Here is a 23,447-nt window from a genome sequence, read left to right as displayed (position 1 = left end):
TTGTATGTAACACTCATAATAACCTCACCCCATAAATCTATATTCTTAGTCAAGTGTTTCATGTAAAATATCTAAAGGGTTATCATCTAAAATTGTTTCTTCAGTTTCGTTTTTAGAAGCGCTTACACTTAAAATCATTCCTAATGCGAAACAGGTCATCCAAATAGAGGTACCTCCACTACTAATTAGCGGGAGTGTTTGTCCTGTTACTGGTAAAATATTCACTGCTACTGCCATGTTAATCATCGCTTGAAAAACAATGGGAATTCCCACCCCCACAACTAATAAAGTTGCAAATATGGTAGTCGCTTTTTTGGCAGTTATTAAAATTCTAAAAAGCAATAAGAAATAAATAAATATGACCACTATTGCTCCTGCAAAACCATATTCTTCAACAATAATCGCATAGATAAAATCGGATGAAGATTGTGGTAAAAAATTTTTCTGCACACTTTTCCCTGGTCCTTTTCCAATTACTCCTCCTGTTGCTATTGCAATTTTAGCTTTTTCTACCTGATAATCTTCTTCACCGTCTGGTTGAGAGAAACTTTCAATTCTACTTTTCCAGGTGTTTACACGGTTGGGCATTGCATCTGGAAATGCCTTAGCTACTAAGATGAAAAATAGAAAAGCAAAAAGTCCTATTCCTAATATGTATCCTATATATTTTAATGGATACCCTCCAATGAACGACACCATTAAAATCATAAAGAACACCATGGCTGTGGTTGAGAAGTTTGCTGGAAGTATTAATACCAATACTAAACCAACTGGTAGCCATAACTGCAATAAGCTTTCCTTAAAAGAAATTACTTTTTCTTTATTTTTTGCCAAGTAACGCGCAACATATACCATTAACACCAAACCTGCCAATGTAGAGGTTTGAAATCCAATACCTACAAATGGAATGCGAATCCATCTACTTGCATTGGCTCCTCCTATAGTGGTTCCTTGTGCTAAAGTAAAAACCAACAACAAAACAACAACAGGCAACATTAAAACAGAACCTCCACTAAAATACCTATACGGAATTTTATGTACTCCATAAATAACTGCAAATCCTGTAATTAATAACACAATGTGTTTTACCAAATGGCCTAAGGTAGACCCGTTACCAACTACATACACTAAATTGGTACTCGCACTATATATTGGCATAAACGAAAATATTGCCAATACTGCAACGATAGCCCAAATAGCGCGATCTCCTTTTATATGTCGAAAGATGTTTTTCATCAATCTTTAGTGTGCTTTATATATTTCTTACGGCTTCTTTAAATTTTTCTCCTCTATCTTCATAGTTCTCAAACAAATCGAAGCTTGCACATGCTGGTGATAATAATACTGTATCTCCTTTTTGTGCTATTTTATACGCTACTTTAACAGCCTCTTCAGCTCCTGCTGTTTCTACCATCACGTCTACTACATTTGCAAAAGTATCTATGATCTTTTGATTATCTAAACCTAAACAAACTATGGCTTTTACCTTTTCTCTTACCAAAGGCAATAAATCGGTATAATCATTTCCTTTATCAACTCCACCTACAATCCAAACTGTTGGATTGTCCATACATTCTAATGCATAAAAAGCTGCATTGACATTGGTAGCTTTGCTATCGTTAATAAATTCAATTCCGTTTATTTTTTGCACTTTTTCTAACCGATGTTCTACCCCTTCAAAATCAGACAAACTTTCTGCAATTGTTTCTTTTCTTACTTTCAACAACCTCGCAGCCATTGATGTAGCCATTGCATTTTTAGTATTGTGCTTTCCTTGTAATGTTAGTTCAGAAACTTTCATTAATTTTTCTTCTGTATTAAATTTCATTAGTATCGTGTCTTGTCTTAAAAAAGCTCCGTACTCTAATTCTTTTTCCATTGAAAATGGTACTAGCGTTGCTTCTGTTTTATTATTTTTTAACCAATTTTGAATTGCTTCATCATCGGCATCATATATTAAAAAATCATCTTTTGTTTGATTTTTTGTAATTCTGAATTTTGAGTTTATATACTTATCAAATTCGTATTCATATCGATCTAAATGATCTGGTGTTATATTGGTAATTATTGCAATATGAGGTCTAAATTTTTCAATTCCATCTAGCTGAAAACTACTTAATTCCAACACATATTCGTCATACTTATCATCAACCACTTGTTTGGCAAAACTATCACCTATATTTCCTCCAACTCCTACATTTAAACCTGCTTTTTTTAACACATAATGTATTAGCATGGTCGTGGTTGTCTTACCATTTGAGCCTGTAACTCCCACAATGGTTGCCTCTGTATACTGAGCAGCGAATTCAATTTCTGAAATCACTTTTACCCCTTGAGAAATCAGCTTTTGAACCAATGCTACTTTCTCTGGAATTCCAGGGCTTTTCATCACCACGTCAGCATTTAAAATTTTATCTTCTGTATGCTGATTTTCTTCAAAATCGATTGAATTATGTAAAAGAACTTTTTTATACCGTTCTGCTATATTTCCTTTATCTGAAACAAAAACTTCATATCCCTTTTGTTTTCCTAAAAGCGCTGTTCCTACACCACTTTCTCCTCCCCCAAGCACAACCAAAAGCCCTTTAGTCCCCAAAGGGAAAACATCCTCATCACCTCTTTTTTCTTGCTTACTCACTTTCTGTTCTCTTTTAATCTCTTTATCTTTATTTTTCACTCCCTCCCTTTGGGAGGGTTAGGGTGGGCTTTTATCTCAACTTCAATGTTACTATGGTAAATACCGCTAATAAAATTCCTACAATCCAAAAGCGTACTACAATTTTACTTTCGTGATAGTTTAATTTTTGATAATGATGATGTAGCGGAGACATTTTAAAAATTCGCCGTCCCTCTCCAAACTTCTTCTTTGTATACTTAAACCAAGAAACTTGTAGTATTACCGACAAATTCTCAATCACAAATATTCCTGCTAAAACTGGCAGCAACAATTCTTTTCTTATAGTAATTGCTATTACCGCTATAATTCCACCAATAGTTAAACTTCCAGTATCTCCCATAAACACTTGAGCCGGATAGGTATTGTACCACAAAAACCCTATCAATGCTCCTGCAAACGCTAAGATGAATACGGTCATTTCTCCAGATTTTGGGATGTACATTACATCTAAATAATCTGCAAAAATGATGTTACCAGATACCCACGCAAAAATTGCCAGCGTTATCACCATAATTGCTGATGATCCTGCTGCTAACCCATCAATACCATCTGTTAAATTCGCACCATTAGAAACTCCAGTAACGATAAAAACGGTAACAAAAATGAAAACTATCCATCCGTATTTTTCATAACCATCTCCCAAGAAGCTTAATGCTTTTGCATAATCTAACTCGTTATTTTTTAAAAAAGGAACTGTTGTTTTTGTCGATTTATGTGCATCTCCAAACACCTTCTTTTTACCATCTGCCTGTACAACTTGCTCTGAGACTGGCAACTGTTCTTTAATAGTTACATCTTGATGAAAATACAGCATAGAACCTACGATTATCCCTAATCCTACTTGCCCTAAAACTTTGAATTTTCCTTTTAACCCCGCTTTATCTTTTTTAAATACTTTAATGTAATCATCGGTAAAACCAATAAATCCCATCCAAACAGTGGTTATTAATAAAATGATAATGTATATATTTTCTAGCTTCGCTAAGAGCAACACTGGAATTAGTGTTGCGAGGATTATAATTACCCCTCCCATTGTAGGGGTTCCTGCTTTTTGAACCTGTCCATCTAAACCTAAATCTCTTACGGTTTCTCCTACTTGTTGTCTTCTTAAGTAATTGATGATTTTTTTACCAAAAATGGTTGAAATCAACAGAGACAGTATGAACGCCATTGCAGATCGAAATGTAATGAATTGAAACACACTTGCACCTGTTAAGCTAAATTCACTTTCTAAATATTGAAATAAATAATACAGCATTCGTTAGTCTTTTTTTAGTTGATTAAAATAGTTGGTTACTTCTTCTAAATCATCAAAATGATGCCTAACACCATTTATTTCCTGGTAGCTTTCATGTCCTTTTCCTGCAATGAGTACAATATCTCCTGAAACTGCTAACTTACAGGCTGTTTTTATGGCCTGTCTTCTATCTACTATTGATAGTGTTTTTTTATAATTTTCTGCCGCAACTCCTGTTTCCATTTCATCAATTATCGATTGCGGATCTTCTGTTCTAGGATTATCGGAAGTAAAAATAACTTGGTTACTCAACTGAGAAGCAATGAATGCCATTTTTGGACGCTTTGTTGTATCTCTATCTCCACCGCAACCTACAACTGTAATCACGGTTTCATTTCCTGTTCGGATGTCATTAATAGTTTGTAATACATTTTTTAGTGCATCTGGTGTATGTGCGTAATCTACGATTGCAGTAACTCCCTCGTCAGAAACTGTGTATTGAAATCTTCCACTCACACTTTCTAACTCACTTACGATACGTAAAATTTCTATTTTTTCAAGTCCTAACAACTCTGCTACTCCATAAATAGCCAACAAATTATACGCATTAAACTCCCCTATTAACTTCGTCCAAACCTCCACTCCATTGATTATCAATAAGGTTCCCGAAAGGCGTTTTTCTAACACTTTTGCCTTAAAGTCTCCAATTGTTTTAAGCGCATAGGTTTGTTTATTCGCCTTGGTGTTTTGCAACATTATTTGTCCGTTCTTATCATCAATATTTACTAAAGCAAATGCTGACTTTGGCAGTGCATCAAAAAACGATTTTTTAACATCACGATACTCTGCAAATGTTTCATGATAATCTAAATGATCATGCGATAAGTTTGTAAACACTCCTCCTGCAAACTCCAATCCTTCCGTACGTTTTTGATGAATTCCATGAGAGCTCACCTCCATAAAACAATAATCAACTCCAGCCTCTACCATTTTTGATAAATAGCTATTTATCGCTACTGAGTTTGGTGTTGTATGTGTTGCTTTATATTCTTCTTCATCAACCATTATTCGCACAGTTGACAACAACCCTACTTTATATCCTGCTTTTTTAAACAGTTGATACAATAAGCTTGCAATTGTAGTCTTACCATTTGTTCCTGTTACTCCTACTAACTGCAAGCTTTTTGATGGGTTGTTATAATAATTTGCTGCTATTATTGCTAATGCAGCATTAGAATCTTCTACTTTAATATAGGTAACCTCTTCATTTTTACCTTCTGGTAAAGACTCACAAATAACGGTCTTTGCACCTAATGATATAGCTTTCGCTATAAACTGATGCCCATCTACTGTCACTCCTTTTTGAGCAACAAAAACATCACCTTTCTGCACCTGTCTACTATCAAACTGAATACTGTTTATATCAATATCTGTATTTCCGTAAACTTCTTTTACAGCTACCTTATATAATATGTTTTTTAATTTCTTCAACTATGATAATTTTAAATATATCGTTGTACTTTTTGAGACTTTCTCTCCTCTTTCTACAGATTGTTCTGTTACTTTTCCTACTCCTGAAAATTTAACTTTCAATCCCATATTCTCTAACAACGCAACTGCATCCATTCCACTCATACCAATCACTTTGGGCATAATCGTTTTATACTTCCTTAATTTTTGATAGTACTCTTGATATTCATTATCTAGAGCTTCCTCTGAAATTTCATCAGAAACAAATTGATTATTAATTGCTGTTGAAGTATATATTTTTTGAGCTATTTCTTTAAATATGGGTGCTGCAACCGTAGCTCCGTAATATCCTTTTTCTTTATTAGGGCTATGAACCACCACAATACAAGAATACTTAGGTTCATCAGCAGGAAAAAATCCTGCAAAAGAAGCTACATATTTTTGGTTTGAGTAATACCCTCCTTCATACTCTCCTTTAGCATTCTTAGTTCTTGGAATGTATTTTTTTGCCGTCCCTGTTTTTCCTGCCATAGAAAAGTTTGGTGAATAAATCCCTTTACCTGTTCCGTATTTGATAGTATTCTCCATCACTTTTCGAACCTTATTTAAAGTTTCTTGTGATGCTATTTTTTCTTTCACCACCTCTGTTCCAAAACTTTGCTCCACCTTTCCTCCAACTCTCAACTCTTTAACAAAGTAGGGTTTTACCAACTTTCCATTATTTGCTACTGCATTATAAAATGCCAATGTTTGCAATGGCGTAAGAGAAACTCCATACCCCCAAGCCATCCATTCTAATGAAATTGGACTCCAACTTTTCTCAGACGGTTGTGGTATGTATGGCTTTCCTTCTCCTTTTATCTTTACCCCTGTTAATTGATCTAATCCAAAAGATTTGATTCTATCTGTGAATTTTTTAGGATTCTTATCGTAGTGTTTTTGTATGGTCTTTACTATTCCAACGTTTGAAGAAACTTCAAACACTCTTCCCAAAGAAATTTTACCGTACCCTCCTCTTTTACTATCTTCTACTTTACGGTTATTTATGTAAATTCTTCCTTTTTCACAATCTACCACAGTTGAAGTATCTGCAACCTTATCTTCTAAAGCCACCATTAAGCTGGCCAACTTAAAAGTAGACCCTGGCTCGTGACTTTCCCAAACCGCATAATTTCTTTTTTCGTAATACCTTCCCTTAGAGGTTCTTCCCAAATTAGAAATCGCTTTAATTTCTCCTGTTTCCACCTCCATCACTACAGCACAACCATGATCTGCTTCAAAATATTCCATCTGTCTCAACAGGGCATGGTGTGTAATATCCTGAATATTTACATCTATTGTAGTAATTATATCACTACCATCTATCGGCTCTTTTTCATTTACATCATTAATGGGCTTCCATTGTCCTTTCGCTATTTTTTGTTTTAAACGCCACCCATTTTCTCCATCCATATAATCTGCAAAAGCTCCTTCAATTCCTGCTCCCCCTCTATAATCATCATATCCAATAGTACGTTCTGCTATTTTCCCTATAGGATGCACTCGCACTGTTTTTTGTTCCGCTATAAAACCACCTCTATACACCCCTCTATTAAAAATAGGAAAGCCCTTCATTTTCACATAATCATTATACCCCACATTACGCGCAATTAACAAATAACGGTTTTTACGTTTTTTAGCATCCCGCAATTTCTTTTGATAGTACCCCGCTGGTTTTCCTAACAATCCAGAAAGTGCTTCTGAAAGTCCACGAATATTCTTTTCAAAAACTTCTGAATCTACCGCTACCACATCCATACGGATGGTAAATTTTGACATTGATGTTGCCAACAAATTCCCATCTGCTGCATACACATTACCCCTATTTGCAAAAATAGTATCGTTTTTAACTGTTTTTTCTTCGGAAAGCTTTCTATACCTGTCTCCTTCTACATACTGAAGTTTAAAAAGTCTAAAAATGATAACTACAAAGAAAAGCGTCATTAAAACAACAACCACGTAGAGCTTGTTTAATATGCCTTTTTTTACTACCATTTTATATTACTCTTTATTATATGTTACTTTTATTTTTTGGGGTGGTTTTTTTGCAGGGTACAACCCTTTATTTTTTACTTTATCTCGAATACTGCTTTCTAATTTCATTCGCATGAGTTCAGTACTCGTGTCCACATCTTCAGCCCGCAACTCTCTTTTCTTCTTATTAAGCGCTGCTATTTGCACCACCTTAGCATCTGCACTGTGCGAACTATAAATCATGATTAATAACAACACCACCACAAAAATTAAAATCCGCCAGTTTTTAAATGAACTTTCATCGGTAAGAAAACTCCCTCTCAAAAGATCGTATATATTCTTTCTTACTTTAGACATTACTTTAATGTTGCTATTCTTAGTTTTGCACTACGCGCCCTGTTATTCTCTTTTATTTCTTCTTTTGTTGGCACAATCATTTTACCAACCTTTTTAAGTGGCTCACTAGTGTTTCCATAAAAATCCTTTTCAGGCTCACCACTAAACAACCCCGTTCTTATAAACCGCTTCACCAATCTATCCTCTAACGAGTGATATGAAATCACACTCAACCTTCCCTCTTCTCTCAACAACTCTGGAATCTGCTCCAAAAATTCTTTCAACACTTCCAACTCCTGATTTACCTCTATTCGTATTGCTTGAAAAATTTGCGCTAATATTTTATGCTCTTTCGCCTTTGGAAGAAATCGCTGCAACACTTCTTTCAACTCAAAGCTTGTTTTAACCTCCCTATCAACTCTCGCCTCCACAATAGTTTTCGCCAAGGCTCTTGCATTTCGCAGCTCCCCATACAAAAACAACACATCTGCCAACTGCTCTTCACTGTAGGTATTGATTATTTTTCTACCAGACAATTCAGACTTTTGATCCATTCGCATATCTAAATCTGCATCAAAACGAGTAGAAAACCCTCTTTCCGCCTCATCAAACTGATGTGAAGACACACCCAAATCAGCTAATATCCCGTCTACTTTCCTCACTCCATAAAAACGTAAAAACCTCGATATAAATCGAAAATTTTCGCCAATCAACACAAAACGCGGGTCGTCAATTTTATTTTGTTGCGCATCTGGATCTTGATCAAAAGCAAACAACCTTCCTCTCTCTCCCAATCGACTCAATATTTCTCTAGAATGCCCTCCCCCTCCAAAGGTGACATCCACATACACTCCGTCTTCCTTTATATTAAGTGCATCTACACTTTCTTTCAACAAAACTGGATTATGATAACTCATCTGCTTCCGTATTACCCATTACCTCTTCTGCTAAATCCGCAAAATCAACAACAGCATCATCAATTACTTTTTCGTACTTATCCTTATCCCAAATCTCAATAATATTCACCGCAGAAGAAAGCACCACCTGCTTTTCAATTCCTGCAAACTGACATAAATCTTTCGGAATCAATATCCTCCCTGAAGCATCTACATCCACCATTTTCACACCAGCTGTAAACCTCCTGATAAAATCATTGTTTTTCTTTACAAATCGATTTAGTTTATTGATTTTTGCCATCATCAAATTCCACTCTTGCATTGGATACAACTCCAAACAAGACTGAAACACAGAGCGTTTAATCACAAAACCATCTTGCAACACAGAAGACAACTGCTTCTTGAACGCTGACGACATCATCAACCTTCCTTTAGCATCCACCTTACACTCGTATGTTCCAATTAAATTTACCACGTAAAGAAACTATAGTTTGCATCAAAAATAAAAAATATTTACCACTTTTTACCACTTTTTACCACATTGTTAATAAGTTTTAGTTTTTAAGCTAAAAAACTGATACTAAAGAACTTCCAAACTAGCGCTATACACGAAATAATAAAAATGAAAAAGTGATAAAAAAGAACTACATTTGTGGTTAAGTCAAATCAGAAACATAATGACTGAATTTTTAAAGAAAGAAGACAAATTTACATACGCAGAAGCAGGAGAAGGAAGCCCGATTATCATCCTTCATGGACTCATGGGCGCTTTAAGTAATTTTGACTCCACTTTTAATCATCTTTCACAAAAAGGATATCAAGTTTTTATTCCAGAATTACCTTTATACACCTTACCTCTCCTTAAAACCAACGTAAAAAATTTGGCCAAATTTTTACATGATTTCATAGAGTACAAAGGACTTAAAAACGTTACTTTACTAGGGAATTCTTTAGGCGGACACATCGCTTTATACTATACAAAACATTATTCTGAAGATGTTAAAGCATTGGTTTTAACAGGTAGTTCAGGACTGTACGAAAATTCTATGGGAGACAGCTACCCAAAGAGAGGTGACAAAGAGTTTGTTAGAAAAAAAGCACAAGATGTTTTTTACGATAAGGCCATTGCTACAGACGAACTTGTTGATCAGGTATACGACGTTATTAACGACCGAAACACCTTGATTAGAACTTTAGCCATTGCTAAAAGCGCCATTCGTCATAATATGGCTAAAGACTTACCCAACATGAAACAGCCTACTTGTTTAATTTGGGGAAAACAAGACAGCGTTACGCCTCCAGAAGTTGCCGAAGATTTCAAAAAACTTTTACCTGATGCTGATTTGTTCTGGATTGACAAATGCGGACATGCAGCCATGATGGAAACACCAGATGAGTTTAATGAAATTTTAGAAGGCTGGCTTTCTAAACGCGAAATATAACAGCTAAACTAGCTTATTTATAGTATGAAAATAAAATCTGCTGAATTTGTAATGAGTAACAGTAATGTTACCAAAGCTCCTAAAGACAGCATACCTGAGTATGCTTTTATTGGACGCTCTAACGTTGGTAAATCTTCGTTAATCAACATGCTAATGGAGCGCAAAGATTTAGCAAAAACCTCTGGTAAACCAGGAAAAACACAACTTATTAATCATTTTAAAATTAACGATGAATGGTTTTTGGTAGATCTTCCTGGATATGGTTACGCGAAGGTTTCTAAAAAGAAACGTCAAATTTTTCAATTTTTTATTGAGAACTATTTCAAAGAACGCGAACAGTTAGTTTGCACCTTTGTTTTAATTGATTCTCGTCACGATCCACAGAAAATAGATTTGGAATTCATGCAGTTTTTAGGTGAAAACCGCATTCCTTTTTGTATTGTTTTTACCAAAGCTGATAAACTAGGAAGTTCTAAACTCAACAAGCAAATTACCGCTTACAAAAAGAAGTTATTAAATTATTGGGAGGAGTTACCAATTTCTTTTGTTACCTCGTCTTCTACAGGAATGGGACGCGATGAATTTTTAAATTTTATCGATCAAGTTAACGAAGATGTAGCGGAGAATTTCAAATAACCTTTCAGCTACGTTCAGGGCACTTTAAAACATGCACTCTACTAAAGAAAACTTACAAGTTTTACACGAAGACAACCACATCATTGTGGTTAACAAACGTGCTGGCGACATCGTACAAGGAGACAAAACAGGCGACAAACCACTTTTAGATGTTGTTAAAGAATACATTAAAGATAAATACAACAAACCCGGAAACGTATTTTTAGGAACCGTTCACCGATTAGACCGTCCTACTACGGGGATTGTCATCTACGCGCGTACTTCAAAAGCTTTAGAACGACTAAACAAAATGTTACGTGACAAAACCATAAAAAAAACCTACTGGGCAGTAGTTCAACAACAACCTAAAAAAGCTGCTGACACTTTAACCAATTATTTAAAAAAGAATCCAAAAAACAACAAATCTACTGCTTATACTAAAGAAGTTAACGGAAGTAAAAAAGCCATACTTCACTACAAAACACTTAAAAAATTAGATAACTATTCGTTACTTGAAGTTGACTTAGAAACAGGCCGTCATCATCAAATTCGTGTACAACTCTCTAATATTGGCGCTATTATCAAAGGCGATTTAAAGTATGGCGCTAAAAGAAGTAATAAAGATGGAAGCATTCATTTACATGCTCGAAAAATAAAATTTACGCATCCAGTTAGTAAAGAACTTATTAAAATCACTGCCCCAACTCCTTCTGATCCCGTTTGGGATGCTTGTTTGTAATTTGTATATTTAGACAAATTACAAACAAGATGAAAGCTCTTAAATTTTTAGCAATTTTAACACTTCCAATCACTGTGTACATTTCGTTTACAAATTTGGGTTGGCTAACACTCTTACCTCTACTTGTTTTCTTCGGATTAGTTCCTCTTCTTGAACTACTTTTTAAACCGGATAAAAATAATTTTAACAAAGAACAAGAAGAGCAAGAAAAACAAAACAAGCTTTACACTTATATTTTATACGCAACAGTACCTGTCCAATTAGTTTTCCTAGGGTGGTTTTTATGGATGATGAAAGATGCACAATTAACTACCTTAGAATATATAGGAAGAATCTCAGCTATGGGCTTGCTATGTGGCGTTATTGGTATTAATGTTGGACATGAATTAGGGCATCGTAACAATCGTTTTGATGAACTTTTAGGAGAAGTCTTATTATTAACCTCGTTAGATACTCACTTTTTACCCTACCATAATGCAGGGCATCATTTGAATGTGGCTACTCCAAAAGATGCCGCAACTGCCAGAAAAAATGAAGTAGTATATCTTTTCTGGATTCGTTCTCATTTTCAAAGTTATTACCAAGCTTGGGAGACAGAAAACACACGTTTAAAAAACGCTAAAAGAAGTTGGTTTCACCTACAAAATAGAATGCTTATCTATACATTTTGCAACATACTGTTGTTGGTAGGGATTTTCTTTTTATTTGGATTAAAAGCTTTTTTGGCTTTTATTGCTGCTGCTGTTTTTGGAATTTTATTACTAGAAACTGTAAACTATATAGAACATTACGGACTACTACGTAAACAAAACGAAAAAGGTCGTTACGAACGTGTAAAAAGAACACATTCATGGAATTCTGATCACAGAATTGGCATGTTAATGTTGTTTAATTTATCTCGTCACTCAGACCATCACTATAACGGAAGTAAACATTACCAGCTCTTAAAATCCCTGCCTGAAAGTCCGCAAATGCCAACAGGATACCCAGGTATGATGCTAGTAGCCTTGGTTCCTCCATTATGGTTTTCGATAATGAATAAAAAAATACAAGACCTATAGCTTATGAATATTCCCGAATTGGTTCAGTCTCAAAAAAACTATTTTGCTACGCAACAAACCAAAGATATTTCCTTTAGGAAAAGTGCCTTAAAAAGATTACAAAAAGAGCTTATTACAAGAGAAAAAGACATCGTAAAAGCACTACATGATGACTTTAAAAAACCGGAATACGAAGCAGTAATGACCGAAACTTCTATTGTGCTAGCCGAATTAAAAATGGCGATAAAAAACATTCATTCATGGAGCAAACCTCAACGTGTGTTACCATCGTTACTAAATTTTCCTTCTTCTGCAAAAATGTACAAAGAACCTTATGGAACTGTACTTATCATTGCCCCTTGGAACTACCCATATCAACTAGCTTTTGCCCCTTTATTAGGCGCTGTTGCCGCAGGAAATACGGTTGTTTTAAAACCTTCGGAGTTGACACCTCATACGAGTAAAATTACCCAAGAAATTATTGAAACTGTTTTTGATAAAAATCATGTTGCTGTAGTTGAAGGTGGTGTCGATGTCTCGACAGAGTTGCTGGCACAACGTTGGGATTATATTTTCTTTACAGGTAGTGTTCCTGTAGGTAAAATAGTAGCCAAAGCTGCAGCTAATTATTTAACCCCAGTTACCTTAGAGCTAGGAGGAAAAAGTCCGTGTATTGTTGATGAAACAGCCAATATTAAATTGACCGCAAAACGTTTGGTTTGGGGGAAGTTTATCAACGGAGGTCAAACTTGTATTGCTCCTGATTATTTACTAATTCACACTTCGGTTAAAGAACAATTTATACAACAGTTTAAAGAAGAAATTTTTAGAGCTTACGGGGAAAATCCTCAAAACTCTCCTGATTTCTCACGCATAGTAAATACTAAAAACTTTGACCGCTTAGCTTTGATGCTAGAAAATGAAAACTGTGTAATTGGCGGACAAACCGATAGAGATAATTGCTATATTGCTCCTACCTTAATTGATGAACCGAGTTTGGATAGTGAAGTCATGAAAGGGGAAATTTTCGGACCAATTTTCCCGCTAATTTCTTACGAAAACGAAGTAGATATTGAAAAAATCACTGCTAAATACGACAAACCTTTGGCTTTATATGTATTTACCAATCGAAACTCATTTGCTAAAAAAATGATGCAACGCTTTTCATTTGGAGGCGGAACCATAAACGACACCACGGTTCATTTTGCCAATCACAGATTGCCTTTTGGCGGTGTGGGAGAAAGTGGTATAGGTAGTTATCACGGAAAAAAAACTTTTGATACGTTTTCTCATCATAAAGGAGTGGTTTCTCGCGGAACTTGGCTAGATGTTCCTACTCGATATGCTCCATACAAAGGAAAACTACAACAATTAAAAACCTTAATGAAACTAGGGTAATTTATTAGATAAAAGACAAGTAGACACAAGAATCAAGACACCATAATAAATGAGTGAAAAAACAGTATCAGAAGCAGTTAATTATCGTCGTTCGGTAAGAGTTTATGACCCTGAAAAACCAATAGACACTGCTATTGTAAAAAAATGTTTAGAACAGGCGAGTTTAGCACCTACCAGTAGCAACATGCAACTGTGGGAGTTTTATCATATCACTGATAAAGAAATTATAAAAAAAATGGCTCCATTATGCTTTAATCAAAATGCCGCTAAAACTGCTCAGCAGCTAGTGGTTTTTGTGACTCGTAAAGATTTGTGGCGTAAAAGAGCCAAAGCTAACTTAACTTTTATGGATGAAGTTTTTGGAAAAAACAATCCGAAATCGGAACAACGAAGTCGAGAAAAAGTAGCGCGTAACTACTACGGAAAATTGATTCCTTTCACGTATTTTGATTTCTTAGGAATTTTTGGTTGGTTGAAGTATATACTATTTTTAATTGTTGGGGTATTTCGACCTATTTATAGAGAAGTTCGCAATAGTGACATGCGCATTGTAGCTCACAAAACTTGTGGGTTAGCAGCACAAACATTCATGCTCTCAATGGCTGCTGAAGGATACGACACCTGCCCTATGGAAGGTTCTGATACTTGGCGTGTAAAGCGCATGTTGGGACTCCCTTTTGGTGCTGAAATTAATATGATTGTTTCTTGTGGTATTCGTAAACCCGAAGGAGTGTATGGAGAACGCTTTAGAATTCCTTTTGAGGAGGTTTATAGAGAGGTTTAATCAACTATAAACTACTCATACTTATTTTTCAAATAGTTTAAAAACTCTTTCCAAACTTTCAACTTAGAATAAGAACCTATAAGTATTAAATTTATTTTTCCTTTACTATCTTTACTAAAGACGACTTCACCTCCATTATGAAAACTATAAACAAAGCTTGATTCACTAACTAATGAAACACCTCTTTTTATTTTCGCTTTTTCATTTTCTTCACTAAAAAGAATTAAACACTTTAATAATTTTTCCCAAAAAACTTCTTTTATTGTTGTATCTTTTTCTACAGAAACTTTACTAAGAGCATCAGTCAAATCTTTATAATCTCCATTAAACAAACTAACAAGATCATTAATAATACCATCTAAACTCCTCCCTCTATTAAAGTCTTTTATTGATAATTTATTTATTTGCCTAAAATTTAACTGTTTATTGTTAAACAACAATACAAGCAGATTTACCTTTAACTCTATAAACTCAAAAAATGGAGACTCCCGCACATGATAATCTTTTTCTAATAAAATTTTTAAAGTATCATAAAAAGTCAAAAAGTAAATTTCACTTGAATAAAACTTATTTATATACCCTTCAAAATCAGAATTTTTGCCATATTTATGATGATATATACTTTTTATGTTATAGTAATCAGCAACGATGATAACTTTATCTATTCCAAACTTATTAATTGAGTATTCTGAATTATCAAAATTAGCTGAGAAAACATTTAGAAGTCTAAAAATATGTTCTGGTTCAATCCTGTCTAAATCATCTAATATCAAGATATTTTTCTTCTCATCATTCTCTCCCTTTATCTCATTTAATTTATTATTAATATAAGTAGTAATAATATCATGTTCAAAAACACTCCCTTTCGTATTTTCCACACGACTAATAAAACTATTTACTTCTGGGGTTTTAAACTCCTTCTGATATAGCTCTATAATTTCTTTTTCAACTTTATCAAAAGCTTGTATTATTTCTTTTAAAGGCTTTCCTATTTCTGGAATTTTCTCAATAAAACTTAACAAGATAGTTTCAATATTCTTTTTTAAAATCCCTTTTACTCCTTCCTTATAATTTATACTTGTTTCCTGCTTAACATCATCTTTCTTCAATATTTCAAACAATAAGTCATATTTGATTAATTCAAATACATCTTCATTTTTGTTTACAGCGTAATGAACAGGATATAAATGAAAAAAATTATATTTTTCTTCACTTCTTACTGACTCTATAAAGTCTTTTAAAAAAGTAGTTTTTCCAAAACCGAAAGGAGCTGATAAAAAAATAAAATCAGAATTACCTATATGCTCTTCAAAATTAAAAAAAGAATTAGTTTTTAATTTATAACCTTTTCCTGTTGTCATATTATTTTTTAAAATTCATTTTTCATTTTATGTAGTCTTAGATTTCTCCCTCTGGTCGCAATGACATTAGATTATTCCTTCTTCGGTAAAAACACCAACTTATTTGCACTCTTCTTTATAGCTGCTTCATTGAGAAGCATTTTTACAAACTCACCATCTACATATTTTTGTGCTTGGTCTTTATAATACGGACTGAATACATTCCCCGATTGCCCTGTGGGTAAAATAGCAATGCTATTTTCTACATCAGAAAAATCAATAACTCTACGTGTTGAAGGTCCTGCGTGAATTTTATATACTCCTGTACTATCCAACTTAAAAATCTGATTGTTAATCACCTCATTCCCTCCAATAGTTTCAAATGGACCTACATTAAAAAATTTACGTAATAAGCCTCCCGCTTTACCAATAGCGTGTTCGTATTCCACTGAAATTACGCGATTCCAAGTCCAATTATCTACATTCTCTCCTAATTGATTTTGTAAAAATGTGATGGCTTTTTGAAACGCTGTGGTAATTATTTCATTTCTAGTTTCAACTTTATCGGTAGTTGAAACATCATCCCACCAAACTGATTGTTCCCTTTTAACCTGCTCTGCTAACACTTGATCTTGTAATTGCGTATCAATAAACAACTGAAAACTATCTCCTAACTCATCTTTATACGTGGCGGTTAAAAATTCATACAAAAATCGATTGTAAATCGTCGGTGCTATTTCTGTTTTTAAGTATTCTCCATTCCACTTTTCCAACACCCAATATGCTTTTTTAGCCGAAGGAGATAGCGAGGACTCATCTACACTTGCTAACAATTCTCTTCCTATTTCTGGAACTACAGGCGAAGTAACATCGTAAATCATTTCTGCTACATCTTGCTTGGTAAAGTCATTTTTAGCTTCTAATAACTCAACAATTCTTTTTGCTCTGTCTTCTGGTTGATAATATCCCGGATACAATTTACCTCTCACGGAATCCGGTTGATTATTGGCAGAATACACATAATTCCAACTCGGATTCTCTGCCTGAGGGTTTTCTTTAAAATCTAGATACGCTACAATCTCATCGTTACCAGAAGCTCCATTTAAATACATTTTAGAAGATAAACTATCTCTTAGTTCATATAATTTTGCTGAAGCAAACCAACCTACATTCCCTTTCGCATCTCCATACATCACATTCAATCCTGGCGCATGAATTTTGGCAGTTCCTGCTTTAAAATCTTGCAACGAACTAGCATGTGACATTTGATACGATGCTTCCAACAGTTTATTGGGCAATTGTGTATAAATCCAATTCATCGCCACAGGTCTTTCATCTGTGATATGCTCTATCAATCCGTTCATAATCGGACCGTGTTTACTCACTTTTACTTGATATGTTGTGTCTTTTGCTCCCTTAACCTTTATACGCTTCTCCCACAACTCATATTTCTGGTATCCTTGAGGTGTTTTATACTCCATTGAATTTCCAGCATTGTTTTGTTCTACATAAAAATTTAAGTCATCGTTTGCCAACATGGTCAATCCGTAAGCATAATTTGTATTATGTCCTAACAACGGGAAAGGCATCAATGCCAAATTGAATCCATAGATTTCAAAATCGGGAGTTTTTATATGATTTTGGTACCAAACCGAAGGCTGAGAGTATGCAATATGCGGATCATTAGCAAAAATTACTTTTCCGTTTTTTGTTTTGGGTGGTGCAATTACCCAAGAATTACTTCCTATAAAAGGTGCAACTGGTAATTGCTCTATAATCTCATTAACCGCAACAGACATTTCTGCTTTAATAGCTTCTTTATTCGTTGTCTTATTCAGTGTTAAATTTTCATTGAACGAGTTTAGCAATTCATTTACATACGGTTCTCCTAATTTCTCTTTTACTTCTGTTAGTAGCGGATCTGTTTTATGCGCAATCGCAAAGCTAAACGCCATGTAACCAAACACATTATACACATCTTTAATTGTATAGTTTTCTTTGTTCAAGCCTACTAAATAAAATTCTAAAGGTGTCGCCCCTTCTTCTATAAACTGATTAACCCCATTTAAATAGGCTTCTGTTAATTTATAGGCTTCTGAATTTTTATCTAATTCTTCAATTGTTTTTTCAGCAGCTTCTTCAATTCCTAATCCAGAGAAAAACTTATCTACTCTAACCAGGTCTTTTCCAAAAACTTCAGCTAATCTTCCGGCAGCAATTCTTCTGATGAGTTCCATTTGCCACAATCGGTCTTGAGCATGTACATATCCTAAAGCAGTATAGGCATCTTGTTGGTTTTGAGCATTGATGTGTGGCACTCCAACTTCATCATAGTACACTGTAACTTCAGCTGATATCTCAGCCAACACGAACTCTCCTTTATATGTTGGGTGTAATGTTTTTGTAAATAGCCAAACACCTACACTTACCAATACTAGAAGTAATAAAACAATTTTTAACGATTTTTTTAATAATTTCATTAGGGATGATTTTCTTCAAAGATAACAGAATTATTTATTGCCCTCCTCTAGGCAAATCGTGTATTTTTTACACAGTATTCTCAAACATTTACACACTTTTTACACATATAAAAATTAGCATCAGCTCCCCGTAAAAACAATAAACAACTAACAAACAACAACTTAGCAACCACAGACTTCTCAATTAAAATTGATGGCATATTTATTTCAATATATCAAGCAAACAATAAATAATTGTAACTTAAAAAAACTTAATATCATGAAAAATTTAATTTTAGCAGCAGCAATTTTAGCAGGAGCTTCAACTTACGCTACAACAAACAACACTATTTCTACAATTACTCCAGTTCACTCGGTTATAGAAAATGGCTTTAAAGAAATTTCTTTAGACAAATTGCCAGCAGCAGTGGTACAATCTGTAAAGGAAAGTTTTCCTAAAGGAAAATTAAGCAAGGCTTTTATAAATGAAAAAGAGCAATACAAATTAGAAATTAGCGTAGAAAATGAAAGTAAAACTCTTTTTGCTGACAAAGACGGAAACTGGTTAGACGAAAAAGAAGTAAAATAATTCGTACGAATTTCCCTTGTCGTATTACAATCAAAAAAATTATAACTTAAAAACTTACATGTCATGAAAAAATTAATCTTAGCAGTAGCAATCTTAGCAGGTGTTTCAACTTATGCAACAGTAAACAATACTATTTTCCCTAGTACTCCTGTTCATATGGTGGTAGCAGATGGATTCCAAGAAATCTCTTTAGACAAATTGCCAGCAACATTAGTAAACTCTATTAAGGAAAGTTTCCCTAAAGCTACCTTAAATAAGGCTTTTGTAAACGAAAAAGAGCAGTACAAATTAGAAATTAGCGTTGAGAATGCTAGCAAAACTATTTATACTGATAAAGAAGGTAACTTATTAGACGAAAAAGAAGTTAACAATTCGAAAAAGTAATTTTTTTATTTCCCTCCTCAATTTTATTGACGAAAGAGCGTTTTCATGTAAAACGCTCTTTTTATTTTTACAAAGAGTTTAATTATACAAACAATTTAGAATAAACATTTTTTATGAAAAAGATTTTATTGGTAGAGGATGATGTTACTTTTTCTAATATGTTAAAACATTTTTTAGAGCGACATCAATACACTGTAGAGGTTAGTTATACTATTAAAAATGCTTTCACTCTGATAAAAGAACATTCTTATAATTTAATTTTTACCGACTTACGTCTTCCAGATGGTAATGGTATTGATTTATTGAAACAGAGTAAAAATACCGACAGTGATATTCCTGTTGTTTTAATGACAAGTTATGCTGAAGTTTCCACGGCAGTACAGGCAATGAAACAAGGGGCTTTTGATTATATTTCCAAGCCTTTTAATCCTGATGAAGTTTTGGAAGTGATTAGCAATGCTCTTGATGTTAAACCTGAAGAAGCTACTCATACAAAAAAGGATAATAAAAGAACCTTTAATACGAACTCTAATATTGTTTCTGGTATAAGTGCTGCTTCTAAAAGTTTGTACGAACATATTCATTTAGTAGCCCCTACCGATATGTCTGTTCTGATTACAGGAGAAAGCGGTACTGGTAAAGAAGTTGTTGCAAACACTATTCATACCCAAAGTTTACGCAAAGACAAACCTTTTATTGCAGTAGACTGTGGAGCTATTCCTAAAGAAATTGCTTCAAGTGAGTTTTTCGGACACCAAAAAGGATCGTTTACTGGGGCTATTAATGATAAAATAGGGCATTTTGAAGCTGCAAATGGGGGAACTCTTTTTTTAGATGAAGTTGGAAACTTAAACTATGAAAGTCAGGTACAATTGTTACGCGCTTTACAAGAACGAAAGATTAAACCTGTTGGAAGTAGTAAAGAAATTATGGTAGACATTCGTTTGATTACCGCTACCAATGAAGATTTATTATTAGCTGTTGAAAAAGGGAATTTTAGAGAAGATTTGTATCATCGTTTAAATGAGTTCTCGATAAAAGTTCCTAGTTTAAAAGATAGAAAAGATGATTTAATTCTTTATGCAGACTTCTTTTTAGAAAAAGCGAACAAACAGCTCAACAAATCCATTGCTGGATTTTCTCAGGAAGTTCTAGCTTTATTTCAACAATATAATTGGCCAGGAAACTTACGAGAACTATCCAATGTTATCAAAAGAGCCACTCTTTTATCTCAAACTGAAATCATAGAAAAAAATGCTTTACCCGAAGAGCTGAAAAATAGCGAAAACCAACATCACCTATTCAATGATTTTTCTACCAAAGAAAATGAAAAGAAACTTATTATTAGAGCTTTGCATGAAGCTGGAAACAACAAAACCAAAGCTGCAAAACTTTTAAATATCACTAGAAAAACCCTATACAACAAACTAAAAGAACATCAAATTAATTAAGGTAAGCTTTTAGTTCAGTTAAAAATGTTGCTACTTCTTTCTCAAAATTGCTCCATAAAGTTGTACTTACCTTATTACCAACCTCAAACTCTTCTAAAAAAGCGATTAATTTAGTCGCTTTTAACTGCTTGGACATCCCCAACATTTTGTGGCTAACATTACTAACTCCCTGTAAATCGTCCTTGTTAATAAACTCCTCTAACAACACCACATTCTCTTCTGTATCTTTTAAAAAAGATTGTAGTACTTTTTTTATCTCTACTTCATCGTTATTCAAAAATATTTTCAAGGAAGTAATGTCAAAACTATTTGTTCTTTTATTATCAATCCGACAATCAGCCTTAGCATTATCTTGTATTGTTACATTAAAAAATCGATGTAAAATTTCTTTCAACCTCTTAGAGTGGAAAGGTTTAATCAATGCATCTGAAAATCCATTTTTAATATATTCGCTTTCCGGTAAATTTGTCCTTCCAGTCATTGCTATGATTGGCTGCCCTTTATACGAATTATGTTTTTTTAAAGTCTCCATAAAATGAATACCGTTCATTTTAGGGAGTTGTATATCGGTCAAAACCAAATCATACGTACTATTATCTATTTCTTTTAATGCTTCTTGAGCATTCCCAAAAGATACTACTGTTACTCCAAGTCCTTCTAAAACATTTTTCAAAAGTGCCCTCAAAGAAGCATCATCTTCTACTATCACAGCATGAATGTTAAGTGTTTCTTTTTTGGGGGCTACTTCATTTTTATTTAATTTTCCTTCAGCTAAAGTAACAGGCACAAACAACGAAAACCTACTTCCTTTTCCTAGACTACTTTGTAGAGATAAGGAACCTCCCAAAAGTTCTGCTAGTCTTTTAGAAATAGTCAACCCTAACCCAAATCCACGTTGTCCGTTTTCTTTTTCATGTACTTGTGTAAATTCCTTAAATACTTTCCCTTGCTTATCCTTATCTATTCCAACTCCTGTATCAATTACTCTAATTTCTATATAGTTTTGTTCTTTTACCTTTCTTAATTTACTCTGTATTGTTATAGAACCTTGCTTTGTAAACTTACAAGCATTGGTTACTAAATTATATAGTATTTGTTTTATTCTAAAAGGATCACTTACAATTAATGAGTTTATTTTTTCATCGTGTTTAACATATACAGAAATTGGTTTGTTCTGAACTAGGTTTTTAGCACTATTGGCCACTTCTTCTATATTTCTCCTCAAGTCAAAAGGAACTGCTTCGATTGTTATTTTACTATTTTCCAATTTAGAAAACTCTAAAAGATCTCCTACAAGCTGCCCCATGTATACTGATGCATTTTGAATATGTACTATGTAATTTTTCTCTTTTACACTGGTGGTTGATTTTTGCAATAATTCGCTAAAACCAGAAATAGTACTTAAAGGAGTTCTTAAATCATGGCTTACCATAGATATTAACTGTTCTCTACTTTTTAAAAGTGACGAGGTTACAGCATTGGCATTTTCTAACTCTTGTCTGTAATGCTGACTCCTCCAAAAATCGTTTAATATGATTATTGAAAAAAGTACAATGATAATAAATCCAACCCCCGTAGCAAGTAGAATAATGTTCTTGCTACGTCCAAGCGTTTCTTCGTGCTTTTTATGAGCTTGGTTTGCATTAAAAATAACATCTCTTTCTAACACACTTAAGACCTCCCGCAATTTTCTTGATATTGTAATGTCGTTTTCAATTAACTCCCTTTCTTTTATCCGCAAAAATTTTCGTTTAATAGTCGTTTCTCTTTGAGCTTTTTGAAGTATTTCTTTAGAAGCAGAAACTAAAGAGTCTATTTGCTTTTGTTCTTCAGCATTAACAGGTTTTTCTTCATCTTCACGATCAAATAACTTAAGATATCTTTCCAAGCTTAATCCTGTTTTTTTATTAAACACCTCTGGGTCATCCACAAGATCCTTTACTGAACCCTTTCCCAGTAATGAATCTATAGACCCTAATTTATCTATAGCTTCATTTATTGATTTTTCTGAAGCATTTCTTTGGTTTAACCGCCTTAAACTCGTTATGTTTTTTCGCTTTTTATTTAAAACTAGTTTAACACTATCTAGAATTGATTTTTTAGATATATCTTTTGCAAGAAAACTAAGTGAATCAATTTTTTTTAGTAGTGTCTTATTCTCCGTTACATACTCACTGTATCGCTTATAGGAATTTAACTGAATAGCGGCTCTTCCTAAATTTTCATTTTCATATATATCGGCAATTAAACCTCCTGTTTGTATAATATTATTTCTATCGGAAACCCCTTGCTTTTGTATTTCTATGTATGTTTTTATTTCTGAAAACAACAAGATCCCTGAAATAACAGCTAAGACCGCCAAAGTGGCATAACCAATTAAAACTTTAAAAGCTATTTTACGTTTAGATGTTTTCATTCAAATAGTAATTATCTTTAGTTTCTCTTTTGTACAAAACGCCAATATGTAACCTTTGTTGCTTTGTTTTTTATTTATTAAACATATTGTGTAGTCTTATACAAAACATATGGTTTTCCTTTTATTATTTTCAGTAAAGACCTCCTAACAATGAAAGATAG

General features: G+C 33.8%; 20 protein-coding genes. 9 read left to right on the top strand and 11 right to left on the bottom strand.

Annotation, left to right across the window (positions count from 1 at the left end; translation table 11 throughout):
• Window positions 1-45: 45 nt before the first annotated feature.
• The 8 genes from ACN0WY_RS05075 to mraZ all read right to left on the bottom strand — a co-directional run bounded on the left by ACN0WY_RS05075 (window position 46) and on the right by mraZ (window position 9,104).
• The gene (locus ACN0WY_RS05075) at window positions 46-1,236 is read right to left on the bottom strand and encodes an FtsW/RodA/SpoVE family cell cycle protein (RefSeq protein ID WP_330488428.1); all 1,191 of its coding nucleotides are present in this window, start codon (window positions 1,234-1,236) and stop codon (window positions 46-48) included.
• Window positions 1,237-1,252: 16 nt separating this feature from the next.
• The gene (gene murD, locus ACN0WY_RS05070) at window positions 1,253-2,638 is read right to left on the bottom strand and encodes a UDP-N-acetylmuramoyl-L-alanine--D-glutamate ligase (RefSeq protein ID WP_417799710.1); all 1,386 of its coding nucleotides are present in this window, start codon (window positions 2,636-2,638) and stop codon (window positions 1,253-1,255) included.
• Window positions 2,639-2,708: 70 nt separating this feature from the next.
• The gene (gene mraY, locus ACN0WY_RS05065; RefSeq protein WP_330488429.1) at window positions 2,709-3,935 is read right to left on the bottom strand and encodes a phospho-N-acetylmuramoyl-pentapeptide-transferase; all 1,227 of its coding nucleotides are present in this window, start codon (window positions 3,933-3,935) and stop codon (window positions 2,709-2,711) included.
• Between the two features lie 3 nt (window positions 3,936-3,938).
• Window positions 3,939-5,405, bottom strand: coding sequence for a UDP-N-acetylmuramoyl-L-alanyl-D-glutamate--2,6-diaminopimelate ligase (locus ACN0WY_RS05060; protein WP_417799704.1), 1,467 nt, complete (start codon window positions 5,403-5,405; stop codon window positions 3,939-3,941).
• Window positions 5,406-7,418 (bottom strand): penicillin-binding protein, encoded by a 2,013-nt coding sequence (locus ACN0WY_RS05055; protein WP_417799703.1) that lies wholly within the window; start codon window positions 7,416-7,418, stop codon window positions 5,406-5,408. It abuts the gene before it with no gap.
• Between the two features lie 6 nt (window positions 7,419-7,424).
• Window positions 7,425-7,754, bottom strand: coding sequence for an FtsL-like putative cell division protein (locus ACN0WY_RS05050; protein ID WP_330488432.1), 330 nt, complete (start codon window positions 7,752-7,754; stop codon window positions 7,425-7,427).
• Complete coding sequence (rsmH, locus tag ACN0WY_RS05045; protein ID WP_330488433.1) at window positions 7,754-8,650, bottom strand: 16S rRNA (cytosine(1402)-N(4))-methyltransferase RsmH; 897 nt, start codon at window positions 8,648-8,650, stop codon at window positions 7,754-7,756. The genes ACN0WY_RS05050 and rsmH overlap by 1 nt, the downstream gene beginning before the upstream one ends.
• Window positions 8,637-9,104 (bottom strand): division/cell wall cluster transcriptional repressor MraZ, encoded by a 468-nt coding sequence (gene mraZ, locus ACN0WY_RS05040; protein WP_417799702.1) that lies wholly within the window; start codon window positions 9,102-9,104, stop codon window positions 8,637-8,639. Before mraZ ends, rsmH begins: the two co-directional genes overlap by 14 nt.
• 202 nt (window positions 9,105-9,306) lie before the next feature.
• On the opposite strand from mraZ, the gene ACN0WY_RS05035 reads away from it, so the two are divergent.
• Genes ACN0WY_RS05035 through ACN0WY_RS05010 form a run of 6 tightly spaced genes read left to right on the top strand, consistent with a single transcriptional unit; the run spans window position 9,307 to window position 14,647 of the window.
• Window positions 9,307-10,071, top strand: coding sequence for an alpha/beta fold hydrolase (locus tag ACN0WY_RS05035; protein ID WP_417799701.1), 765 nt, complete (start codon window positions 9,307-9,309; stop codon window positions 10,069-10,071).
• A gap of 24 nt (window positions 10,072-10,095) precedes the next feature.
• Window positions 10,096-10,707 (top strand): ribosome biogenesis GTP-binding protein YihA/YsxC, encoded by a 612-nt coding sequence (gene yihA / locus ACN0WY_RS05030; protein ID WP_330488436.1) that lies wholly within the window; start codon window positions 10,096-10,098, stop codon window positions 10,705-10,707.
• 31 nt (window positions 10,708-10,738) lie between these two features.
• A complete protein-coding gene (locus ACN0WY_RS05025) occupies window positions 10,739-11,425 on the top strand; it encodes an RluA family pseudouridine synthase (protein WP_330488437.1) in 687 nt (228 codons plus the stop codon).
• A gap of 29 nt (window positions 11,426-11,454) precedes the next feature.
• Window positions 11,455-12,486: an alkane 1-monooxygenase gene (locus ACN0WY_RS05020; protein ID WP_330488438.1), complete on the top strand. Its 1,032-nt coding sequence runs from the start codon at window positions 11,455-11,457 to the stop codon at window positions 12,484-12,486.
• 3 nt (window positions 12,487-12,489) lie between these two features.
• Window positions 12,490-13,863: an aldehyde dehydrogenase gene (locus ACN0WY_RS05015; RefSeq protein ID WP_417799700.1), complete on the top strand. Its 1,374-nt coding sequence runs from the start codon at window positions 12,490-12,492 to the stop codon at window positions 13,861-13,863.
• Window positions 13,864-13,912: 49 nt separating this feature from the next.
• On the top strand, window positions 13,913-14,647 hold the full coding sequence (locus ACN0WY_RS05010) for a nitroreductase family protein (protein WP_417799699.1): 735 nt from the start codon (window positions 13,913-13,915) through the stop codon (window positions 14,645-14,647).
• Window positions 14,648-14,658: 11 nt separating this feature from the next.
• On the opposite strand, the gene ACN0WY_RS05005 is transcribed toward ACN0WY_RS05010, so the two are convergent.
• Together ACN0WY_RS05005 and ACN0WY_RS05000 are read right to left on the bottom strand one after the other, a co-directional pair.
• Window positions 14,659-16,008 carry a P-loop NTPase fold protein gene (locus tag ACN0WY_RS05005; RefSeq protein WP_417799698.1) on the bottom strand — a complete coding sequence of 450 codons (1,350 nt, stop codon included), beginning with the start codon at window positions 16,006-16,008 and terminating at the stop codon, window positions 14,659-14,661.
• 71 nt (window positions 16,009-16,079) lie between these two features.
• Window positions 16,080-18,467, bottom strand: a complete 2,388-nt coding sequence (locus ACN0WY_RS05000; RefSeq protein WP_417799697.1) for a penicillin acylase family protein — start codon at window positions 18,465-18,467, stop codon at window positions 16,080-16,082.
• Window positions 18,468-18,726: 259 nt separating this feature from the next.
• On the opposite strand from ACN0WY_RS05000, the gene ACN0WY_RS04995 reads away from it, so the two are divergent.
• From ACN0WY_RS04995 to ACN0WY_RS04985, 3 genes are all read left to right on the top strand, one after another.
• Window positions 18,727-19,035 carry a hypothetical protein gene (locus ACN0WY_RS04995; RefSeq protein WP_330488443.1) on the top strand — a complete coding sequence of 103 codons (309 nt, stop codon included), beginning with the start codon at window positions 18,727-18,729 and terminating at the stop codon, window positions 19,033-19,035.
• A gap of 63 nt (window positions 19,036-19,098) precedes the next feature.
• Window positions 19,099-19,419, top strand: coding sequence for a hypothetical protein (locus ACN0WY_RS04990; RefSeq protein WP_330488444.1), 321 nt, complete (start codon window positions 19,099-19,101; stop codon window positions 19,417-19,419).
• A gap of 113 nt (window positions 19,420-19,532) precedes the next feature.
• Window positions 19,533-20,870, top strand: a complete 1,338-nt coding sequence (locus ACN0WY_RS04985; RefSeq protein ID WP_330488445.1) for a sigma-54 dependent transcriptional regulator — start codon at window positions 19,533-19,535, stop codon at window positions 20,868-20,870.
• Here the strand turns inward: ACN0WY_RS04985 and ACN0WY_RS04980 are convergent.
• Window positions 20,863-23,286 carry a hybrid sensor histidine kinase/response regulator gene (locus ACN0WY_RS04980; RefSeq protein ID WP_417799696.1) on the bottom strand — a complete coding sequence of 808 codons (2,424 nt, stop codon included), beginning with the start codon at window positions 23,284-23,286 and terminating at the stop codon, window positions 20,863-20,865. The genes ACN0WY_RS04985 and ACN0WY_RS04980 overlap by 8 nt on opposite strands.
• Window positions 23,287-23,447 lie beyond the last annotated feature (161 nt).

It is taken from the genome of Tenacibaculum sp., from assembly GCF_048269885.1.
GTDB lineage: Bacteria > Bacteroidota > Bacteroidia > Flavobacteriales > Flavobacteriaceae > Polaribacter.
Note: the sequence above shows the minus strand (reverse complement) of the source record. Positions and strands in the feature narration are given on the sequence as shown.

Excerpts from the sequence above, each read along its gene's own strand:
- ACN0WY_RS04980 (WP_417799696.1), bottom strand. The coding sequence starts at position 23,286 with ATGAAAACATCTAAACGTAAAATAGCTTTTAAAGTTTTAATTGGTTAT.
- ACN0WY_RS05075 (WP_330488428.1), bottom strand. The coding sequence starts at position 1,236 with ATGAAAAACATCTTTCGACATATAAAAGGAGATCGCGCTATTTGGGCT.
- ACN0WY_RS05010 (WP_417799699.1), top strand. The coding sequence starts at position 13,913 with ATGAGTGAAAAAACAGTATCAGAAGCAGTTAATTATCGTCGTTCGGTA.
- ACN0WY_RS04995 (WP_330488443.1), top strand. The coding sequence starts at position 18,727 with ATGAAAAATTTAATTTTAGCAGCAGCAATTTTAGCAGGAGCTTCAACT.
- ACN0WY_RS05005 (WP_417799698.1), bottom strand. The coding sequence starts at position 16,008 with ATGACAACAGGAAAAGGTTATAAATTAAAAACTAATTCTTTTTTTAAT.
- ACN0WY_RS05055 (WP_417799703.1), bottom strand. The coding sequence starts at position 7,418 with ATGGTAGTAAAAAAAGGCATATTAAACAAGCTCTACGTGGTTGTTGTT.
- ACN0WY_RS04990 (WP_330488444.1), top strand. The coding sequence starts at position 19,099 with ATGAAAAAATTAATCTTAGCAGTAGCAATCTTAGCAGGTGTTTCAACT.
- yihA (WP_330488436.1), top strand. The coding sequence starts at position 10,096 with ATGAAAATAAAATCTGCTGAATTTGTAATGAGTAACAGTAATGTTACC.
- mraY (WP_330488429.1), bottom strand. The coding sequence starts at position 3,935 with ATGCTGTATTATTTATTTCAATATTTAGAAAGTGAATTTAGCTTAACA.
- rsmH (WP_330488433.1), bottom strand. The coding sequence starts at position 8,650 with ATGAGTTATCATAATCCAGTTTTGTTGAAAGAAAGTGTAGATGCACTT.
- ACN0WY_RS05025 (WP_330488437.1), top strand. The coding sequence starts at position 10,739 with ATGCACTCTACTAAAGAAAACTTACAAGTTTTACACGAAGACAACCAC.
- ACN0WY_RS05020 (WP_330488438.1), top strand. The coding sequence starts at position 11,455 with ATGAAAGCTCTTAAATTTTTAGCAATTTTAACACTTCCAATCACTGTG.
- ACN0WY_RS05000 (WP_417799697.1), bottom strand. The coding sequence starts at position 18,467 with ATGAAATTATTAAAAAAATCGTTAAAAATTGTTTTATTACTTCTAGTA.
- ACN0WY_RS04985 (WP_330488445.1), top strand. The coding sequence starts at position 19,533 with ATGAAAAAGATTTTATTGGTAGAGGATGATGTTACTTTTTCTAATATG.
- ACN0WY_RS05035 (WP_417799701.1), top strand. The coding sequence starts at position 9,307 with ATGACTGAATTTTTAAAGAAAGAAGACAAATTTACATACGCAGAAGCA.
- ACN0WY_RS05050 (WP_330488432.1), bottom strand. The coding sequence starts at position 7,754 with ATGTCTAAAGTAAGAAAGAATATATACGATCTTTTGAGAGGGAGTTTT.
- ACN0WY_RS05015 (WP_417799700.1), top strand. The coding sequence starts at position 12,490 with ATGAATATTCCCGAATTGGTTCAGTCTCAAAAAAACTATTTTGCTACG.